The sequence below is a fragment of the Thermostichus sp. OS-CIW-31 genome (genome assembly GCF_054060305.1).
Window position 1 is genome coordinate 118,771 of record NZ_JBSSDA010000001.1, and the last position, 16,371, is coordinate 135,141.

Below are 16,371 nucleotides of genomic sequence, written 5' to 3' on the forward strand. Positions count from 1 at the left end.
CTTGGGCGGAGCAATCCACAGCTCCTATCCAGGGTCTTTTTCTGCTTTTTCTTTTCGCGATCTTCAATGTCTGTAACAATTCAGTCAGAGAGAAACCGCGATCTGACCTCGCCGCTCTTCAAAATCGCTGATCAGCAGTCTCACCTCGATCTGCCATTCCCCCGCCAGGGCCAGAGGCACATTTTCCACCACAAATTGGCCAGGCCCATCCGGCGCTACAGTGCGGCGTAGAGGGGGGATCCCCTGTTCTGGCAGGGAAAACCCAAGGGTCAATTCCTGGGCCGGGACTCCCTTCACCTCAGCCCGAATTTGATTTTCCCCAGGACGACAGGGCAGAATCCTCAGGTGCAGGCTGCCTTCCGGCCAGTTCAAGCGCTCTTCACAACTGGTCTGCAAGCCCGACTCCAGGGGGGATCCCATGCCCTGCCTCCCATGACTGGGAGGAGCCTGGGCCACCAGGAAGCTGGTCAAGGCCAGCACCAGCATCAGCCCCACCAACTCCAGGCGGACGATCCGGCGCAGCGACCGGCCCACCGTCTGCCCACCCTGTTGCAATGCCGGCACCAGCCGAAACTTGTTGTGGGCGCCCAACCCCACCATCATCAGCACCAGCAGCAGCTTGGCCCAGAGATACTGCCCATACGGATGATCCCAGTCCCAGCCGCGGTGGATCCCACCCATCCCCACCCCCGCCAGGATAAGCCCCGGTACCGCCCAGGTGGCCACGTCAGAAAACCGTTGGATGATGCCCACAGAGGGGTAGGGGGCAGATTCCCTGCTCAACAGGCGCTCTAACCCCCACAGCCCCCCTAACCAAAAAGCCGAGCCGGCCAGGTGCAGCCCCAACAGCGCCATCGTCCCCGCGGGATACTCGCTGGTGAGGGCATGGCCGATGGGCAAAAAGGAGCCGAGCACCAACACCGACCCCATGCCACTGGCCCAGGCGGCACCTCCCTCGCAGGCCCAGATCAGGATCCCCAGCCCTGCCAGCCGCAGCCCCGTACCCCAACCATAGGGAGAGAGCATCACACCCAGCAGCTCTCGTCCATGAAAGTGGGGGTAAAGCTGGGCCAAGTGCAAACTGAAGGCCACCAGCGTCAAACTGAGGGTAAGCCAAGCTGCCGCAAAAGCCCAGGCCTTGGCGGAGAGCTCTATTCCATCTGCCCCCGAAACCCTGGACCGTCCCCGCAACAGCCGCCACCAGCCCAGTACGCCCACGACAAATAGGCTGCCCAGGTAGATCCCCCAGCGCACGCCCACCAGCGGCCAGTACAAGGGATCCCTTCCTTGGGCGTGAGCTGTCCTCGCCGCCTGCAATTGCCCAGGATCGGCTGCCCCCACCTGGAAGGCAAACGATCCACTCACCGGATGGGAATCGGCAGAAATGGCCCGCCAACTGACGATGTAAACTCCCTCGGGGATCCCCTGCGGCAAATCCCCCTGCGGTGCCTCACCTCTGGTCACCCGATTTTCCAAGGGCAGAGCTCGTCCGTTGCTGTCTAAAACCTGGAGCTGTGTGATCTGCACCGGCTCATTGAAAACAAGCCGCACCTGGGCCGGAGCTTCCTGCAACACTGCCCCATCCTCCGGGAAGGTGGATAGCAAGCTGGCATGGGCAAAAACGGGCTGGATCCCGGCCACCCACAGCAAGGCGCAGAGGATCCCAGACCAAATCCAAGCAAAACCCCTTTTGGGATGAAACATGCTCCTAAGCAGACCGCTTAGCGGGTACCGTGACCATGCCCATGTCCATGCCCGTGGCCGTGACCCTGTCCACTGTCTCCACCTGTCAGCTTCAGCAGCGGAGCCGGCTCCGGCAAACTGTTGGGATCCTCGCCAGGCTGAGCCACCTGAATCCAGCGGTACATGCCCTGCTCGCACTCCTGAATCACTGGGATGGGGATGACCTCACCGGGGCGATTCGGCAGCTTGAGGCTGATGCTGAACTCATCCATGAACTCATCGGGCAGCGAGCCGCCGCTCCAGATCACCTCGGCAACCGTTTCGGTAATCATCTTCCCATGCGACTCATAGGGGGTCTCCAGCGGCTTTTTGACCGTCTCGATTTTCCACAGGGGATGCACCATCGGCTTCACAGAGACGAATCCCTCCGGGATCTGCACCCGCAGGCGCACGGTCGGGGATCCATCGCAGCCATGGGGCACCCGAAAGGTGAGCTTGGCAAAGCTGCCCGCCGGGGCCTCTTTGGGATGGACGGTGACATGGGCCCAGGCAGAGGAAAGGGGTAAAAAACTCATTCCCAGGGCCAGCAGAGATTTCTTGGCCAGGGTCAAGTAACTTTGCAGACTGAACATTCGCAGATGCTCCTTACAAGCCTGTAGAGAAAGAGAAAAATGCAGTGTTTGTTGGTCAAAACCTAGGGATGGTGATGGGATCCGTGGGATTCCGTTACGCTCATGCTGTGCTGTCCCCAACTGGCTAGGCCCATCGACACCAGGCCGGCGCTGGCCAAACCCATCGACACCAGCCCGAACGAGAGCGCTCCCATAGCCACCAGGCCGATAGAGAGGATGCCGTGAGTCACCACGCCGATGGCCACCACCCCATGGGCGGAAATGCCCACCGCCACCAAGCCATGTGCTCCCACGCCAACCGACAAGATTTTGCGGCGGGATCCCTTCCCTTCACATCCCTGCTCGTGAGGCAGCTGCTCCGCCGGGCTTTCCTGCAGCAAGGCTGGATCTTGAGTCTTCTCTTTGGCCACTAGCCTTTACTCCAGTTGTGCTCAGCGCGATCCAAAACGTAGGCCGCCACTGCCTCGATCTCCTCCGGCTTGAGGATCTTGGCAAAAGCCGGCATGGCCCCTTTGCCGTTTCTCACTTGGGCCTGGATCAGCTCAGGGGTGTCTACGTGGTACTCATGAAGAGCCGCCAGAGAAAGGTTTTTCGCTGCCACCAAAGTGTTGCGCCCGTTCAAGTGACAACCCACACATTTGGCCTGAAAGACCTTGGCTCCCAAGGCCAAATCAGGCTCAGCAGAAGCCATTTGCGGGCCTAAAAAGAGGGCAAATACTGCCACCAAAAGCCCGATAAAAAGGTTGATCATTCGCATTTTCATCTCAGGGACTGACCGAAAACTAGCCTTTAAGGCCCGCCCATTATCCCAAGCCCGTTGGGCCAGGTCAAAAGACAGCCTGTCGAGTTTCCCCCGGCTACTATAAGGTCAGGATCCCCCGAAGCCATGAGCGGTCTGCCCCCCGATTTCATTCAGTTGGTGCGCCAAAAGGCCGACCTCGTGGAAGTGGTGGCCGAAAAAGTGGTGCTGCGCAAGCAGGGAAAGAACTTCGTTGGGCTTTGCCCTTTCCACAACGACCACAAACCCAGTTTTCAGGTCAGCCCCAGCAAGCAGATCTACAAGTGCTTCTCCTGCGGGGCAGGGGGAGATGTGCTGCGCTTTGTCATGCAGACCGAGCATCTCTCCTTTGCTGAGGCCGTGCGCCACTTGGCGCGGCGATACCACATACCTCTGCCCACCCGCAATCCCGAGGCGCAGCCCTTGGGATCCCTTGATGAGCGGGAGCTCTCCCACCGGGAAAAGCTGCTGGAGATTTTGGCCATGGCTGCCGATTTTTATCGGCATGCCCTCCGATCCCAGGTGGGAGCTGCCGCCCGCCAGTACCTGCGCAGCCGGCACCTGAGCGAGGAAACCTTGCAAAAATTTCAAATTGGCTTTGCTCCCCCCGGCTGGCAATCTCTCTACGAATACTTGGTCAACCACAAGCGCCAACCGGTCAAACTTTTAGAAGAGGCTGGATTGCTGGTTCCCCGCCAGCAGGGATCCGGCCACTACGACCGCTTTCGCAACCGGATCATGCTGCCCATTTTCGATGTGCAGGGGCGGGTGATCGGGTTTGCCGGCAGAGCTCTGGGGGAGTCAGGACAGCCCAAGTACCTCAACTCTCCAGAAACAGAGCTTTTCAACAAAAGCCAGGTGGTCTATGGTCTCAACTTTGCCCGCGATGCCATTGCCAAAGCCGATCAAGTCTTGGTGGTGGAAGGCTATTTCGATGTCATCGCCCTGCATCAGGCGGGAGTTGCCTATGCTGTAGCGGCCATGGGCACTGCTTTGACGCCCCACCAGGTGAAGACCCTGCTGCGCTACACCCAGTCGAAGCGGCTGATCCTCAATTTTGATGCGGATCGGGCCGGTTTGAACGCCGCCAGCCGGGCCATTGAAGCCGTTGAAGAACAAGCGCGGCGCGGAGAAATTGAGCTGCGCATTCTCACCCTTCCTGAGGGCAAAGATGCCGACGAGTTTTTGCGGGAGTACAAGAGCTCGGCCCCGCCGACGCGAGCGGTTTCTGAACTGCAAACCCTGATCGAGCAAGCTCCCCTGTGGCTGGATTGGCGAATTGAACAGGTGCTGGCCGGTCGGGATCTGAGCCGGGCCACCGATTTTCAGCAGGCCCGTCAAGCCCTTGTGCAACTGCTGGCCGGTTTGGGTGGACAGTGGCGCTCTTTGTATTTGCACAAAGTGGCAGAATTGCTCAGCCGCGGCAACGGTCGCCTCAGTCGAGATTTGGAAGAAGACCTGCGCCGAGCCGTGCGGCAGTACCGCTGGGCCAAACCCCAGCAACCTTCCCTCAATAAGGGATCCAAACTCTTGCAATCTGAGTCCCATCTTTTGCAGATCTTTCTGCATTTTGGCGAGTATCGCCGCGAAATTCGGCAAACTTTGCTGGAGCGAGAGCTGCAATTTAGTTTTCGCCCCCACCGGGAGCTGTGGCAGCGGATCTTGGAGCTGATCTCGGCTCAGCCGGAGCTGGAAGAGCAAGAAGAGACGTTGCTGACGGCTTTGCGCACCCTCTGTGCCCAAGATGAGCAGCTCAACGAGCGCCTCAGCCATCTGCTTTGGCTGGACGAAAACACCCGCGTAGCCCTGATGCGTCCACGGATGGTGGTGCGGGCCGCCATTGCCAACATGGAGCTGGAAATTCGCCAGAAGCGCTACCGCTACTGGACCCAACTGTGGGATCAAGCCTTTTCCGAGGGCAACACCGCCCTGGCTGCCCAGTACCAGGCCAGCATCCAGCAGGAATACCAAGCGATTCAGGCGCTGCAGCGGCAGGTGCAACTGAGCTTGGAAGACATGTCGGAAACCCCACTGGCCGAAGATTTATAGTCATTTCGATTCAAACTAGGACACTAAACCCATAACCCCATACGTGGCCAGAAGGCTTCTCTCTATAGCCCGAGTGTCTCACCCTAAACTGAACAGACTGTAGTGGCTGATGGACGGCCTGTTGGTGCTCAAAAGGGCTTCGCTCCCCTAGCGCGAGATCAGCTCCGCTTGCAACCGCTCCCGGGCCACCTGCAAAGCCTCTGCCAATTTCTCCGGCTGTTTGCCCCCAGCTTGGGCCAAGTTGGGCCGTCCGCCGCCGCCCCCTCCGGTGAGTTTGGCAATCTCGCCGATGAAGGATCCCGCCTTCAGGCCAAGTTGCTGCACAGCAGGGCTAAAGGCAGCCACCAGGCTGACCTTGCCGGCTTCCGGCACCGATCCCAGCACCACTGCCCCTTCCCCCAGCTTGTGGAGCAGATGCTCGGCAGCGGTTTTGAGGGCCTCAGGGGTGGTGGATCCCAGTTCTGCCACCAACACCTTGAGATCTGCGACGGCAACCGCCTGGGCCAGCAGACCTTCGGCCTGTAGCAAGGCCAACTGGCTGCGCACCTCTTCCAGTTCCTTCTGGGCAGCTTTCAGCTCCGCCTGTAGGGCGGCAACCCGCTCCGGCAGTTCCTGGGGCTTGGCTTTAAATTGAGCGCTCAGCTCCCGCACCACCCTGTCCCGTTCGTTCAGGTATTCCAGCACAGCCGGCCCGGCCACGGCCTCGATGCGGCGGATCCCGGCAGCCACCCCGGTCTCGGCGATGATCTTGAACAGGCCGATCTCGGCGGTGTTGTTGACGTGGGTGCCGCCACACAGCTCCATCGACACCCCCGGAAAGTCGATCACCCGCACCTCAGCGCCGTATTTTTCCCCGAACATGGCCACAGCACCTCTGGCTTTGGCCTCGGCCAGGGGCATGATCGCCACTTGAGCAGCATGGGCCTCGGCGATCCAGGTGTTCACCAAGTTCTCGATCTGTTCCAGCTCCTCAGGGGTGACTGGCCGGGATAGGGTGAAATCAAAGCGCAGCCGGTCAAAAGCCACCAGGGATCCCGCCTGACCAATCGAGGGATCGACAATTCTTTTCAGGGCTGCCTGCAGCAGGTGGGTGGCGGTGTGGTGGGCTTGGGCGCGCCGCCGACAGGCCAGGTCGATTTGGGCTTGGACGGGATCCCCCACCCGCAGGATCCCGCGTTCCACACGGCCAAAGTGAACGAACAGATCCCCTTGCTTTTGCACATCTTCAATCCGCACCAGCAGGCCGTCCCCAGAAAGGTAGCCCCGGTCGCCAATTTGCCCGCCGGACTCGGCGTAGAAGGGCGTGCGATCCAAAACGACCTGCACTGCCTGCCCTGCCTCCACTTGGGGCACCGATTTTCCCCCGACCAGCAGGGCCTCGACCACGCCGCGGGCAGAAGATTGGCTGTACCCCAAAAACTCCGTTTGGCTGAGGAAATCCGCCAGCTCGTCCAGGGATCCCTGGGCCGTGAGATCGATGGTTTGGTGGGCGGCGCGGGCCCGCTGCCGCTGTTTCTCCATTTCTTGTTCAAAGCCCTCCAGATCCACACTGAAGCCGTGTTCTTGGGCGATTTCTTGGGTCAGCTCCAGCGGAAAACCGTAGGTATCGAAGAGCTTGAAGGCGTCGGCGCCGGAGATCTGCTTTTGGGAGCCGGTGGAGTGCTCCGCACCGCTGTCGCGACGGGAAGATTCGACGGCAGTAAACAAATCCAGCAGTAGCCGTTCCCCCCGCTCCAGGGTTTTGAGAAATTGCTCTTCCTCCCGTTGCAGCTCGGTCTTGATCAGGGTTTCTCGCTCCCGCACCTGAGGATAGGCAGCCTCGGCCAACTGAATCGCGGTCTCGATTACCGGGATGGTGAAGGGCTCGCCAATCCCCAGCAATCGCCCGTGGCGCACCATTCGCCGGATCAGCCGCCGCAGCACATAGCCCCGATCCACATTGGAAGGAAGCACCCCATCGGCAATCAAATGCATCACTGCCCGCGCGTGATCCCCGATCACCTTCAGGGAGATTTGCTGCTCCGGGTCGGCCTTGGAGTAGTTCAGCCCGGCGATCCCAGCCGCCGTCTGAATGATGGGAAAGATCAAGTCCGTCTCGTAGTTGTTGGGCACCCCCTGCAACACCTGGGCCAACCGCTCCAACCCCAGGCCGGTGTCGATGTTTTGCTTGGCCAGCGGCATCAGGTGACCTTCGCTATCCCGGTTCAGCTCCATGAACACCAGGTTGTAGATCTCCAGAAAGCGGGAGTCATCCTCCAAATCGATCCGCTCATCCCCCAGCTCCGGCTTGAAGTCGTAGTAAATCTCAGAACAAGGGCCACAGGGGCCGGTGGGGCCGGCAGCCCAGAAATTATCCGCCTCTCCCATGCGCTGGATGCGGTGGGCCGGGATCCCTACCTCATCTCGCCAGAGGGCAAAAGCCTCCTCATCTTCGCGAAAGACGCTCACCACCAGCCGTTCCGGGGGCAGGCCGAACACCTCCGTCACCAGCTCCCAGGCCCAGGCAATGGCCTCTTTTTTGAAGTAGTCGCCAAAGCTGAAGTTGCCCAGCATCTCGAAGAAGGTGTGGTGGCGCGCCGTTCGGCCCACGTTCTCGATGTCGTTGGTGCGCACACATTTCTGGGCCGTTGTAACCCGTGGGTACTCCGGATCCCGTTGCCCCAGGAAAATGGGCTTAAAGGGCAACATGCCGGCAATGGTCAGCAGCACCGTCGGATCTTCCGGCACCAAGGAGGCGCTGGGCAACACCTGGTGGCCCCGCTGAGCGTAGAAGTCCAGAAAAGTTTGCCGAATGGCGGCACCGGAAAGCGCTGGAAACATGACAGGCGAAGATGGCTGTATTCATCAATTCTAAGTTTTCCCTCTGCAGGGCAGTCCAGCCCTTGTTGTTCTCCTCTGTTCCACCAAACCCCATCCGCCGAAAACCTAAGCGATTTGTCCGATTAACCTCAGGGCGGGCAGACGCTAAGATCAGCCTATCTGAGGCAGTTGTGCAAGATTTGTTTCTTCTTGGTCTAACCTGTATGTATCTCTCACAACTCGCCTGCCGACTTCTTGGCTCCGTCTCGGTTGTCCGGATTGCCAGCCGGTAACCCCAAACTGGTATGCCCACTTGCTACTGCCTTAACCCTGCCTGTTTGCACCCGGAAAACCCGGCGGATGCCTCTACCTGTGCCTCTTGTGGCCATCCCCTGCTGCTGCGCAATCGCTACCGGGCCTTCAAGCGCATCGGCCAGGGGGGATTTGGCTCTACCTTTTTGGCGCGGGATGAGGACATGCCCTCCAAACCTTGGCGGGTGATCAAGCAGTTGCGCCCGGTCGAGGGATCCCCGCAACTGGCCAAGCTGGCGGAGGAGCTCTTCAATCGCGAGGCCCAAGTGTTGGAGCGCCTGGGCGAACATTCGCAGATCCCCAAGCTCTACGCCCACTTTCAGGAAGGCGGCAAGTTCTACTTGGTGCAGGAATTTATCCAGGGCACCACCCTCTCCCAAGAAATGCGTCGCAATGGGCCCTTTTCCGAAGAACAAACCCGGCAGGTGATGCAGGAGGTGCTGCTGATCCTCAGCTATGTCCACAGCCAAAACACGGTTCACCGAGACATTAAACCTGCCAACCTCATTCGCCGCAAAGAGGATCAGCGGCTGGTGCTGATCGACTTTGGGGCCGTAAAGGAACTGGGGCCAGCCCAGGAGCAGGCGGCAGAAGTGACAGCAATCCGCTCCCTTGGCTTTTCTCCCCCGGAGCAAGTAGCCGGCCAGGCGGTCGGTCCCTCTAGCGATCTCTATGCTTTGGCGGCTACCTGCATCAACTTGATGACGTTGGAATCTCCGGCCAAGTTTTATAACCATGAAACGGGACAGTGGGATTGGTCGGATTGCCTGCAGCTCAGCCCGGAATTCGACGCCATTCTGCACCGCATGTTGCAGCCGGCCATCAATCAGCGCTTTGCCACCGCCACCGAGGTCTTGCGGGCGTTGCAAGGGATCCCGGTGGAAGAAGCACCGATTGTGTTGCCCAACTCCCCCCTGTCTGCCAATCCCAGCACATCGGTGATCTCCGGCTACTGGGCCAAGCGCCGCTCGGGTGGTTTCGTGCCCACACCCCTCCCTCCGTCCACCGCAGGGGGAATGACAGCCAGCAGCCCGGTATCCATCCCCTCTGAGTGGGGGAGCACCACCGGTTTCACCCAACTGGGCCGAGCCAGCAGCATCACAGGCAGCGGACGGATCAAGCCGGCTACCCCACCGCGGATCCCTTCCATGGCGGGAGCGGATCTGCGGGGAAAGTCCTTTGCCAACCAAAACCTAGCCGGCTATGATTTGCGCCAGGCCGATCTGCGGGGGGCCGATTTCTCAGGGGCCAACTTGCAGGGGGCGGATCTGCGCGGGATCCTCTTCAACACCCCTCAACCCCATTGGCTACGGGTTTTGAGCCAACTGTCTGGATCGGCCAAAACATTGGGAGGGATCCTGACAGGCTTGGGGGGGCTGCTGGGCTCAGGGATCCTGGCCTTTTTGCTTGTCCGCCTGATCACGGGCAATTTGGTTTATGCGTTAGGAGCGGCTGGGATCGCCTTGGTGGTGGCCAGCTCGGTGATCTGGTCGATGGCCGGTGGGGTTCGTTTGGCTCGATACCCAGAAGAAAAGAGCAAGCGCTTTACCAACTTTTGCAAAGCGGATCTACGGGGGGCGCGGATGGACGAGAAGCTACGGAAGTTTGCCCGTCGGCAGGGAGCCATTTTGAGCTGACGCAGGGCGGATTGCGGATCTGGCGGATCTGGAATTTTGCGTTGCGATCTTTAAACTTTCTTTAATAGTTTTATAGTTGTTTCAGGTTAGGATGAGACGTCTGGGCTACTGATCGCGCCGGCGGGACGGAGTCCTTAGAAAAGCCTTCTGGCCCTCCGCATTCAACGCTTTGTCCTAGTTTGAATCGAAATGACCACAAAACCATAAAAGAGAAAAGTTCAAGAGATCAAGCCATCGAAGGGGGTGGGGAAGCCCATCTGCGAAGCGATTGATTGACCTGTTCCGTCAGAGCTCGGCAGGCTACAGTTTTGCCCTGTTGCCGATCCCCAGCTTGGTCGTAAAAGACGATGCCATCGGCCCGAGAAAGGCCCAACGCCAAGAACAACAGCTCCAAGACCCCAAAAGAAGCGGTCTCCAGCTCCGGCGCTCGATCCTTAAGCTCTGCCAGCGTGGTGTGGGCATCTTCCAGGTGGCCGAAGGCCGGGATCCACAGATGGGTCGTCGGCTGGGATCCCTCTGAGGATGAGTCGCCAGCAGTAGGATCCTCGACCACCCGCACCGTCAGCCAGCCGCCATCGGGGTAGCGCAAGGTGGTGTATTGCAGGTGATCCAGGTGTTGAGCCACCTGGGTGAGCACATCCGCCACCTGTTGCATCGCCGCCGTTGGGATCCCATTTTGCGGAGCAGTATCCACAAGGGTTGCGGCCTGTGCTGCCAGACTAACCACCATGATTGACAACAATCCTCATCCACATCCAGAATAGATATTCGCAGCGATTGGGGCTGTAGTTCAATTGGTTAGAGCACCGCCCTGTCACGGCGGAAGTTGCGGGTTCGAGCCCCGTCAGCCCCGTACTCCTAAAACACTCTAGCTTAGTCGCTCCCCTGCAGCCCTCACATTTCCAGACTGATCTGATTTCTTGATTTCTGACGGTGACTGCTGCACAATGCGGCCGGCTCAGGGTTCAAGTTTCGGCGGTGGGGTATGGAAAGCCCGCCCTAAAATGGGGCTTAGTCCAGGGGAAAAACCATGCAGTATCGCAGATTTGGGCGTACCGAGCTGTCTATGCCCGTGCTGAGCTGTGGTGGCATGCGCTATCAACACAGTTGGCAAGATACTCCTTGGTCAGGGATCCCAGCGGCAAGCCAGCAGAACCTGGAGGCGACGATTCGCCGGGCCTTGGAGGTGGGCATCAACCACATCGAAACTGCCCGCGGCTATGGCACTTCTGAAATGCAGTTGGGCCGCACTTTGCCGCTCTTTCCCCGGCAAGATCTGATTGTGCAGACGAAAATTGGCCCCAGCGCCGACCCGCAGCAGTTCCTGGCCAAGTTCGAGCAATCGATGAGCTACTTGAACCTCGATTATGTGGATCTGCTGGCCATCCACGGGTTGAATACCTGGGAAGACTTGGAGCACAGCCTGCGTCCAGGGGGGTGTCTGGAGGTGTGTCAGCGCCTGGTACGGCAGGGGCGGGTGCGTTTTGTCGGCTTCTCCACCCATGGGCCGACGGAGTTGATCGTGGAAGCCATACGGTCAGGGGGCTTCGATTACGTCAACCTGCACTGGTATTTTGTCAACCAGACCAACTGGCCTGCCATTGAGGCCGCCGCTCAGCAGGATATGGGGGTATTCATCATCAGTCCCTCGGATAAGGGGGGCAAGCTTTACGATCCGCCCGCCAAGCTGGTGCAGTTGTGCCAACCCCTCAGCCCGATGGTCTTCAACGACCTGTTCTGTCTGTCCCATCCCCAGGTTCACACCCTCAGCATTGGGGCGGCCCGACCCAGCGATTTTGATGAGCACCTGCAGGCGGTGGAGTTATTGGATCGGGCTGATGAGCTGTTGCCGCCGATCCTGGCCCGCCTAGAGCAAGCTTTGATCGAGCAGGTGGGGGAACACTACGCCAAAACTTGGCACCAGGGCCTGCCTCGCTACGACCAAACCCCCGGACAAGTGAATATCCCGTTCATTCTGCTGCTGCGCAATTTGGTCTTGGCCTATGACTTGGTGGACTATGCCAAGAGCCGTTACAACCTGTTGGGCAATGCCGGCAGTTGGCTCCCCGGCCAGCGGGCAGACAAAGTGGATGCCGAAGCCCTGCGACCTTATCTTATCCACAGCCCCCACCGCGACCGGATCCCGGCTTTGTTGCAAGAAGCCCATCGCCTGCTCTCTGGAGCTGAGGTGAAGCGCCTATCTCAGAGCTAGCTTGCTCAGGGATCCCCCCGTTTGACGGTCGAGATCCGGTGGAGAAGATGATATGGCAAGGTTTACTCTTTAACCGCAGGAAAAAAAGAGTTGTCAGCTCCCGCCAGCGGCTCCTTATCTCATTTGGGTAGCTCGTGTTAGAGTCTGAGCACTTTCGGCTATCTAAGCATGCGTTGAGACGGCTGCAGCAGCGACAAGAGATCGCAAGCCAGTGGATCGAGAGAGTTCTGAGCTGCCCTGACTACGTACAAGTGGATCCCAAAGATCCTCAGCTCAAGCAAGCCTATGGTCGAATTCCGGAGTACGGCAATCGCCTCCTGAAGATTGTTTACGATGAATCAACGGATCCTTGGACAGTGGTGACTATCTTTTTTGATCGAACAATGGGGAAAAAGCTGCCATGAGACCTTTCATCGAGTTTGATCCTGATGTGGATGCCGGATATATTCGTTTGACAACAGCTCAAGTCCAAAGCTCAGAGGAGATTGCCCCTGGGGTTGTTTTGGATTTCGACAAGGAAAATCAACTGGTTGGAGTTGAGGTTCTCTCTGTTCATCGACAAATGGATAGCGACATTAAAATGCTTCCGCAAGAGATTCAAGACTACATCGTTTTATTGAGAAACTCCGTGTTGCAAGAACAGTTACTGAGTTAGATGAGAGTCTGGCAACACTAGCCCCACCGCATCTGTAGACGCAAGAGGAGTACCATTGCGATGGCCAGCCTTTTACTGTGGCCTGTTTGGCATGGTTGTAGGTGATTGAGATAACAGTCGCCGACCTTTCGGATTGCCAACGGATGTGCCGTCACTTTTATCCCGTCACTTTTATCGGATAGGCCGCACTCTCTTGGATCTGGACGCTGCCAAAACCGTTCGGGATCAACCCACCTGGTTTGAGGCTCCATCTTAAGGTCAGGGGCAGGAACCTGTTTGCCAGCAGCCTCAATCCCCTTGGACAGAATGCTCTCAGCCACCCAACCCCATCGCTTCAATTTGATGAATGTAGTCGGGGGGAAGCCCATGCTCTCGTGCCCCCTTCAAGATTCCTTGAAGATATCCCTCGCTTGGGATCAATGAATCATCAATGAATGAATCTCCCGCCACGTAAGTCATTGCTTCGATCACTTCACCCTCATCGCTTCGAACCTGAACCTGCTGGCGACGGTAATGACCTCCCGGAATTCCTTCATACCGATCCATCCTCTCCAGCCTGTCCGAGCTGCACAGATAGGCAACTCCCCACACAACCCCAGAGGGATCCCGGACAATGTTGGCCTTGCCGGTTCCATCGTTGCCGCGCTTGTTGAACGTCAGGCGGTATCCCTGCAAACGAGCACGCCTAGCTTCCTTGAAATCAACAGCACGGTGTCCCATCTGCTGGGCATCTAGGTTACTTCCGTATGCAAAATACCACTGCTCACTCATCTCTAGTTCCCTTGGTGTCGGGTGAACCCGCCTACCCAGAGTTACACTGAGATATTGAGCACATTAGCATCACGGGATCCCGCCCTTCCATGAGCTACTTGGTTATCGACACCGAGGGCAACCCCAACCTGGGAGAGATCGCCCTTATCGACAGCAGCGGCGAGCTTATTTACCATGCCTACACCCAAGAATACTCGCCCCACCACCCCCAGCCCAAACCTTTGGCCCAAATCGTTGCTGACCTGCGGCGCTTGGCACAAGGCAAGACTCTTGTTTTCCACCATGCAGATCACGACCTAAAAATCCTTAAACAAGCCTTTGACCAAGTTAACCAAGATTGGCTTCCTAACCCCATCTTCTGTACTTGGTCAGCCGCCAAGCAATGTTTTCCCAACCTCGCCGGTTACAGCCTAGAGTATCTCAGCAAACATCTCGGGATCCAACTGGAGAGCGGTTACTTCAACTCCAAACTGGCCCACGACGCCAGCTACGATGCCCTCTTTACCTACCACCTCTATCGCCACCTCACCCACGCTCAGCTCAAAGCCCAGAATGTTCCCAATCCTTTCGCCAACAGCAGAGTTGACAATCCCTTTCAGCATTATCCCGACGAGACCACCATCTATCAGCCTCAGTACCAGCAGCTCACTGCCACCCTACAGGACATCCAACGGGATCCCAACCACCAGAGCCGAGGGGTTGTCTTACTGGGTGAACCTGGATCCGGCAAGACCCACCTGATCATGCGGGTGGCCCAAAACCTCCTGCGCCACAACCGTCTCCTGTTTATCCCTCAGCCCACCCATCCCGACAACATCTACCACCACATCTACAGCCACACCCTGGAATCCCTGCGCGAACGGGTAGATGCCCATCACCACACCCAGCTCGACTACTTGATTGCCAAGAGCTTTGTGGAAATCTTGAAAACCTTCCCCCAAACCTCAAAAACTGAAGAGCTTCTCTCCCTTCTCACGGCGGATCCCCTCAACCTCTTTCATTGCCTGGGAGCAGAAGGCACCGAGCGTCGTCGTCAACAATGGCAAGCCATTGAAAAACTGGTTCTGCGCTGGTGGGCAGAGCAAAACTTCCTTACCGGTTCCACCGAAAACATTCTCAAGGGCATCATCAAATACTGCAGCTACAGGGATCCCAACCGCCGTCACCAGATCATCCGCTGGCTCAGCGGTACCGACCTGGATCCTGAAGAAACCAACTTGATTGGGTTGCCCCCTTGGAGTGCAGATCTGGATCGCAACACCTTTGCCCTAGAAGGAATGAAAGTCATCGGTAGGCTCTCGCTGCTTGACCGACCTCTCATTATTGTCTTTGACCAATTGGAGGCTCTGGGCCGAGAGGAAAATCGAGATATCCTTCTCAACTTTGGCGATGCCCTGAAAGAGCTTTTTACCCGTATCCCCAACAGTCTGTTTGTCCTTAATTTGTTTCCTGATCGTTGGCAACATTTCCAAACCCAATTTGACCGGGCTACCGTCGATCGCCTCTCCCAAACCGTCCTCTCCCTAGATCTCCCCTCTCTTCCCCAGCTTCAAGCCCTTCTCCAGAGCCGCCTGCCCTCAGGGATCCACCTCCAAGCTCTCTTTACCGCCGATGACCTAAGCGATATCCTCAGCCAACCCTCCATCCGCGCCATTCTCAACCGAGCCTCAGCCTACTACCGCCACTACATCAACGGGATCCCTCTCCCCCCACGGGTACAAGCTCTGCCCACTGCCAGCGACCTGCCCGCCCGCGTCCAGCGCCTCGAGACTGAGCTGCAAACCCTCAAACAACTGCTCATCCCCCTTCTTCCTGCCCAGAGTCTCCTTGCTGTAGCTCCGCCTCTCCAGCCACCCAGCCTCTCTGAGGATCCTGCCGAAGTCTTGGAACCCTACCTCCGTGATACCGAGGCCCAGCTTCGTGCCAGCTACCCCCAAGAGGCGATCATCGACAGCACAGCCGATATCGGCAAATTGCGCACCATCGGCAATGCCCTACAAGGGATCCATCCCCTCCCCATGAGCACCCTGAGACTGGGCCAATGCAAACTTCCAGATCACCTCTATTTCTCCGACCAGAAGCGGGTGATCGCCTTTATCCAAGTGGGTCCCAGCAGCATGTATGGACAGCTCAATAACTTCAACCAATTGGTGATTGCTCACCCCGAGCTTCAGTTTCTTTTGCTACGGGATGCCCGCCTTAAGCCTCCTTCCAAAAAGGCTACCGCCACCCAAGCGGCCTTGGCCGCCCTCAACAACAGCCCCAATGGCAAGTATGCTCTGCTCACCCAAGACGACCGCATCCATCTGGAGCTTATGCACAGGATGATCACCGACATCCAAAACCGCGACCTGGAAATCGACCTGACCCAAGCCGTTCGGTATTATCTTGACCACAGGGATCCCCCCCTTATTGCCTGGATCCTGGGCCGTGATTAAGCGCTCCAGATCCGTCGAAACCCCATGTTGTTCAAGGTCGGCTCCGCATCGGGATCCAGCACCGTAAAACCGGGATCCCATATTGTCCGGCCAAGCTTGTGACCTGATTCTTAAGGCTGCCGATCAACGGAGCCAAGGGCAAGGGATTGACAGCGGAGCCAAAGTACCTCAAAGTTTCCGGCATAGTGGGCTTTGTCCGGCCCAAGCCCTCCCCTGATTACTCAGTATCGGAGCGGCGGGATTTGAACCCACGACCCCCACTACCCCAAAGTGGTGCGCTACCAAGCTGCGCTACGCCCCGACGCACTTACGGGTAGAAGCCCATGAAGTGCCTAGCTAGTCTAGCATCGGATCGCGGCCAGAGTTAACCCCAAGCTGCGGGATCCCGTGGAAAACATGCTAGCT

Annotated in this window: 13 protein-coding genes and 2 tRNA genes; 7 read left to right on the plus strand and 8 right to left on the minus strand. The window is 58.0% G+C overall.

The annotated features are described in order from the left end of the window. Positions 1–84: 84 nt before the first annotated feature. The 4 genes from ACVWY9_RS00585 to ACVWY9_RS00600 form a co-directional block, all read right to left on the minus strand. Positions 85–1,704 (minus strand): copper resistance CopC/CopD family protein, encoded by a 1,620-nt coding sequence (locus ACVWY9_RS00585; protein WP_457387164.1) that lies wholly within the window; start codon positions 1,702–1,704, stop codon positions 85–87. 17 nt (positions 1,705–1,721) lie between these two features. Then, the gene (locus ACVWY9_RS00590) at positions 1,722–2,315 is read right to left on the minus strand and encodes a YcnI family protein (RefSeq protein ID WP_457387166.1); all 594 of its coding nucleotides are present in this window, start codon (positions 2,313–2,315) and stop codon (positions 1,722–1,724) included. Between the two features lie 62 nt (positions 2,316–2,377). After that, positions 2,378–2,725, minus strand: coding sequence for a hypothetical protein (locus ACVWY9_RS00595; RefSeq protein ID WP_457387168.1), 348 nt, complete (start codon positions 2,723–2,725; stop codon positions 2,378–2,380). Beyond that, entirely contained in the window at positions 2,725–3,066 is a 342-nt protein-coding gene (locus ACVWY9_RS00600) for a c-type cytochrome (RefSeq protein WP_414342269.1), read from the minus strand. Before ACVWY9_RS00600 ends, ACVWY9_RS00595 begins: the two co-directional genes overlap by 1 nt. Before the next feature lie 135 nt (positions 3,067–3,201). Between ACVWY9_RS00600 and dnaG the strand changes: the two genes are divergently transcribed. Then, positions 3,202–5,142 carry a DNA primase gene (gene dnaG, locus ACVWY9_RS00605; RefSeq protein ID WP_457387170.1) on the plus strand — a complete coding sequence of 647 codons (1,941 nt, stop codon included), beginning with the start codon at positions 3,202–3,204 and terminating at the stop codon, positions 5,140–5,142. Positions 5,143–5,289: 147 nt separating this feature from the next. Here the strand turns inward: dnaG and alaS are convergent, their stop codons facing one another. Beyond that, positions 5,290–7,962 (minus strand): alanine--tRNA ligase, encoded by a 2,673-nt coding sequence (alaS, locus tag ACVWY9_RS00610; protein ID WP_457387171.1) that lies wholly within the window; start codon positions 7,960–7,962, stop codon positions 5,290–5,292. A gap of 284 nt (positions 7,963–8,246) precedes the next feature. Here alaS and ACVWY9_RS00615 point away from each other — a divergent pair, with 284 nt between their 5' ends. Further along, a complete protein-coding gene (locus ACVWY9_RS00615) occupies positions 8,247–9,890 on the plus strand; it encodes a protein kinase domain-containing protein (protein ID WP_457387173.1) in 1,644 nt (547 codons plus the stop codon). Positions 9,891–10,116: 226 nt separating this feature from the next. Here ACVWY9_RS00615 and ACVWY9_RS00620 read toward each other — a convergent pair whose 3' ends face one another. Next, positions 10,117–10,620 (minus strand): hypothetical protein, encoded by a 504-nt coding sequence (locus ACVWY9_RS00620; protein ID WP_457387175.1) that lies wholly within the window; start codon positions 10,618–10,620, stop codon positions 10,117–10,119. 49 nt (positions 10,621–10,669) lie between these two features. Here ACVWY9_RS00620 and ACVWY9_RS00625 point away from each other — a divergent pair. The 4 genes from ACVWY9_RS00625 to ACVWY9_RS00640 all read left to right on the plus strand — a co-directional run bounded on the left by ACVWY9_RS00625 (position 10,670) and on the right by ACVWY9_RS00640 (position 12,757). Further along, positions 10,670–10,743, plus strand: a tRNA-Asp gene (locus tag ACVWY9_RS00625). Positions 10,744–10,920: 177 nt separating this feature from the next. Continuing rightward, a complete protein-coding gene (locus ACVWY9_RS00630) occupies positions 10,921–12,102 on the plus strand; it encodes an aldo/keto reductase (RefSeq protein WP_457387177.1) in 1,182 nt (393 codons plus the stop codon). 134 nt (positions 12,103–12,236) lie between these two features. Then, a complete protein-coding gene (locus ACVWY9_RS00635) occupies positions 12,237–12,506 on the plus strand; it encodes a DUF4258 domain-containing protein (protein ID WP_457387179.1) in 270 nt (89 codons plus the stop codon). After that, complete coding sequence (locus tag ACVWY9_RS00640) at positions 12,503–12,757, plus strand: DUF2283 domain-containing protein (RefSeq protein ID WP_011433140.1); 255 nt, start codon at positions 12,503–12,505, stop codon at positions 12,755–12,757. The genes ACVWY9_RS00635 and ACVWY9_RS00640 overlap by 4 nt, the downstream gene beginning before the upstream one ends. A gap of 312 nt (positions 12,758–13,069) precedes the next feature. Here the strand turns inward: ACVWY9_RS00640 and ACVWY9_RS00645 are convergent, their stop codons facing one another. Further along, a complete protein-coding gene (locus tag ACVWY9_RS00645) occupies positions 13,070–13,528 on the minus strand; it encodes a gamma-glutamylcyclotransferase family protein (RefSeq protein WP_414342279.1) in 459 nt (152 codons plus the stop codon). Positions 13,529–13,617: 89 nt separating this feature from the next. Here ACVWY9_RS00645 and ACVWY9_RS00650 point away from each other — a divergent pair, with 89 nt between their 5' ends. Continuing rightward, a complete protein-coding gene (locus ACVWY9_RS00650; protein WP_457387181.1) occupies positions 13,618–15,966 on the plus strand; it encodes an AAA family ATPase in 2,349 nt (782 codons plus the stop codon). 227 nt (positions 15,967–16,193) lie between these two features. Here the strand turns inward: ACVWY9_RS00650 and ACVWY9_RS00655 are convergent. Further along, positions 16,194–16,267: transfer RNA gene (locus ACVWY9_RS00655), tRNA-Pro, on the minus strand. Positions 16,268–16,371 lie beyond the last annotated feature (104 nt).

Excerpts from the sequence above, each read along its gene's own strand:
- ACVWY9_RS00585 (WP_457387164.1), bottom strand. The coding sequence starts at position 1,704 with ATGTTTCATCCCAAAAGGGGTTTTGCTTGGATTTGGTCTGGGATCCTC.
- ACVWY9_RS00590 (WP_457387166.1), bottom strand. The coding sequence starts at position 2,315 with ATGTTCAGTCTGCAAAGTTACTTGACCCTGGCCAAGAAATCTCTGCTG.
- ACVWY9_RS00600 (WP_414342269.1), bottom strand. The coding sequence starts at position 3,066 with ATGATCAACCTTTTTATCGGGCTTTTGGTGGCAGTATTTGCCCTCTTT.
- dnaG (WP_457387170.1), top strand. The coding sequence starts at position 3,202 with ATGAGCGGTCTGCCCCCCGATTTCATTCAGTTGGTGCGCCAAAAGGCC.
- alaS (WP_457387171.1), bottom strand. The coding sequence starts at position 7,962 with ATGTTTCCAGCGCTTTCCGGTGCCGCCATTCGGCAAACTTTTCTGGAC.
- ACVWY9_RS00615 (WP_457387173.1), top strand. The coding sequence starts at position 8,247 with ATGCCCACTTGCTACTGCCTTAACCCTGCCTGTTTGCACCCGGAAAAC.
- ACVWY9_RS00620 (WP_457387175.1), bottom strand. The coding sequence starts at position 10,620 with ATGGTGGTTAGTCTGGCAGCACAGGCCGCAACCCTTGTGGATACTGCT.
- ACVWY9_RS00630 (WP_457387177.1), top strand. The coding sequence starts at position 10,921 with ATGCAGTATCGCAGATTTGGGCGTACCGAGCTGTCTATGCCCGTGCTG.
- ACVWY9_RS00640 (WP_011433140.1), top strand. The coding sequence starts at position 12,503 with ATGAGACCTTTCATCGAGTTTGATCCTGATGTGGATGCCGGATATATT.
- ACVWY9_RS00645 (WP_414342279.1), bottom strand. The coding sequence starts at position 13,528 with ATGAGTGAGCAGTGGTATTTTGCATACGGAAGTAACCTAGATGCCCAG.
- ACVWY9_RS00650 (WP_457387181.1), top strand. The coding sequence starts at position 13,618 with ATGAGCTACTTGGTTATCGACACCGAGGGCAACCCCAACCTGGGAGAG.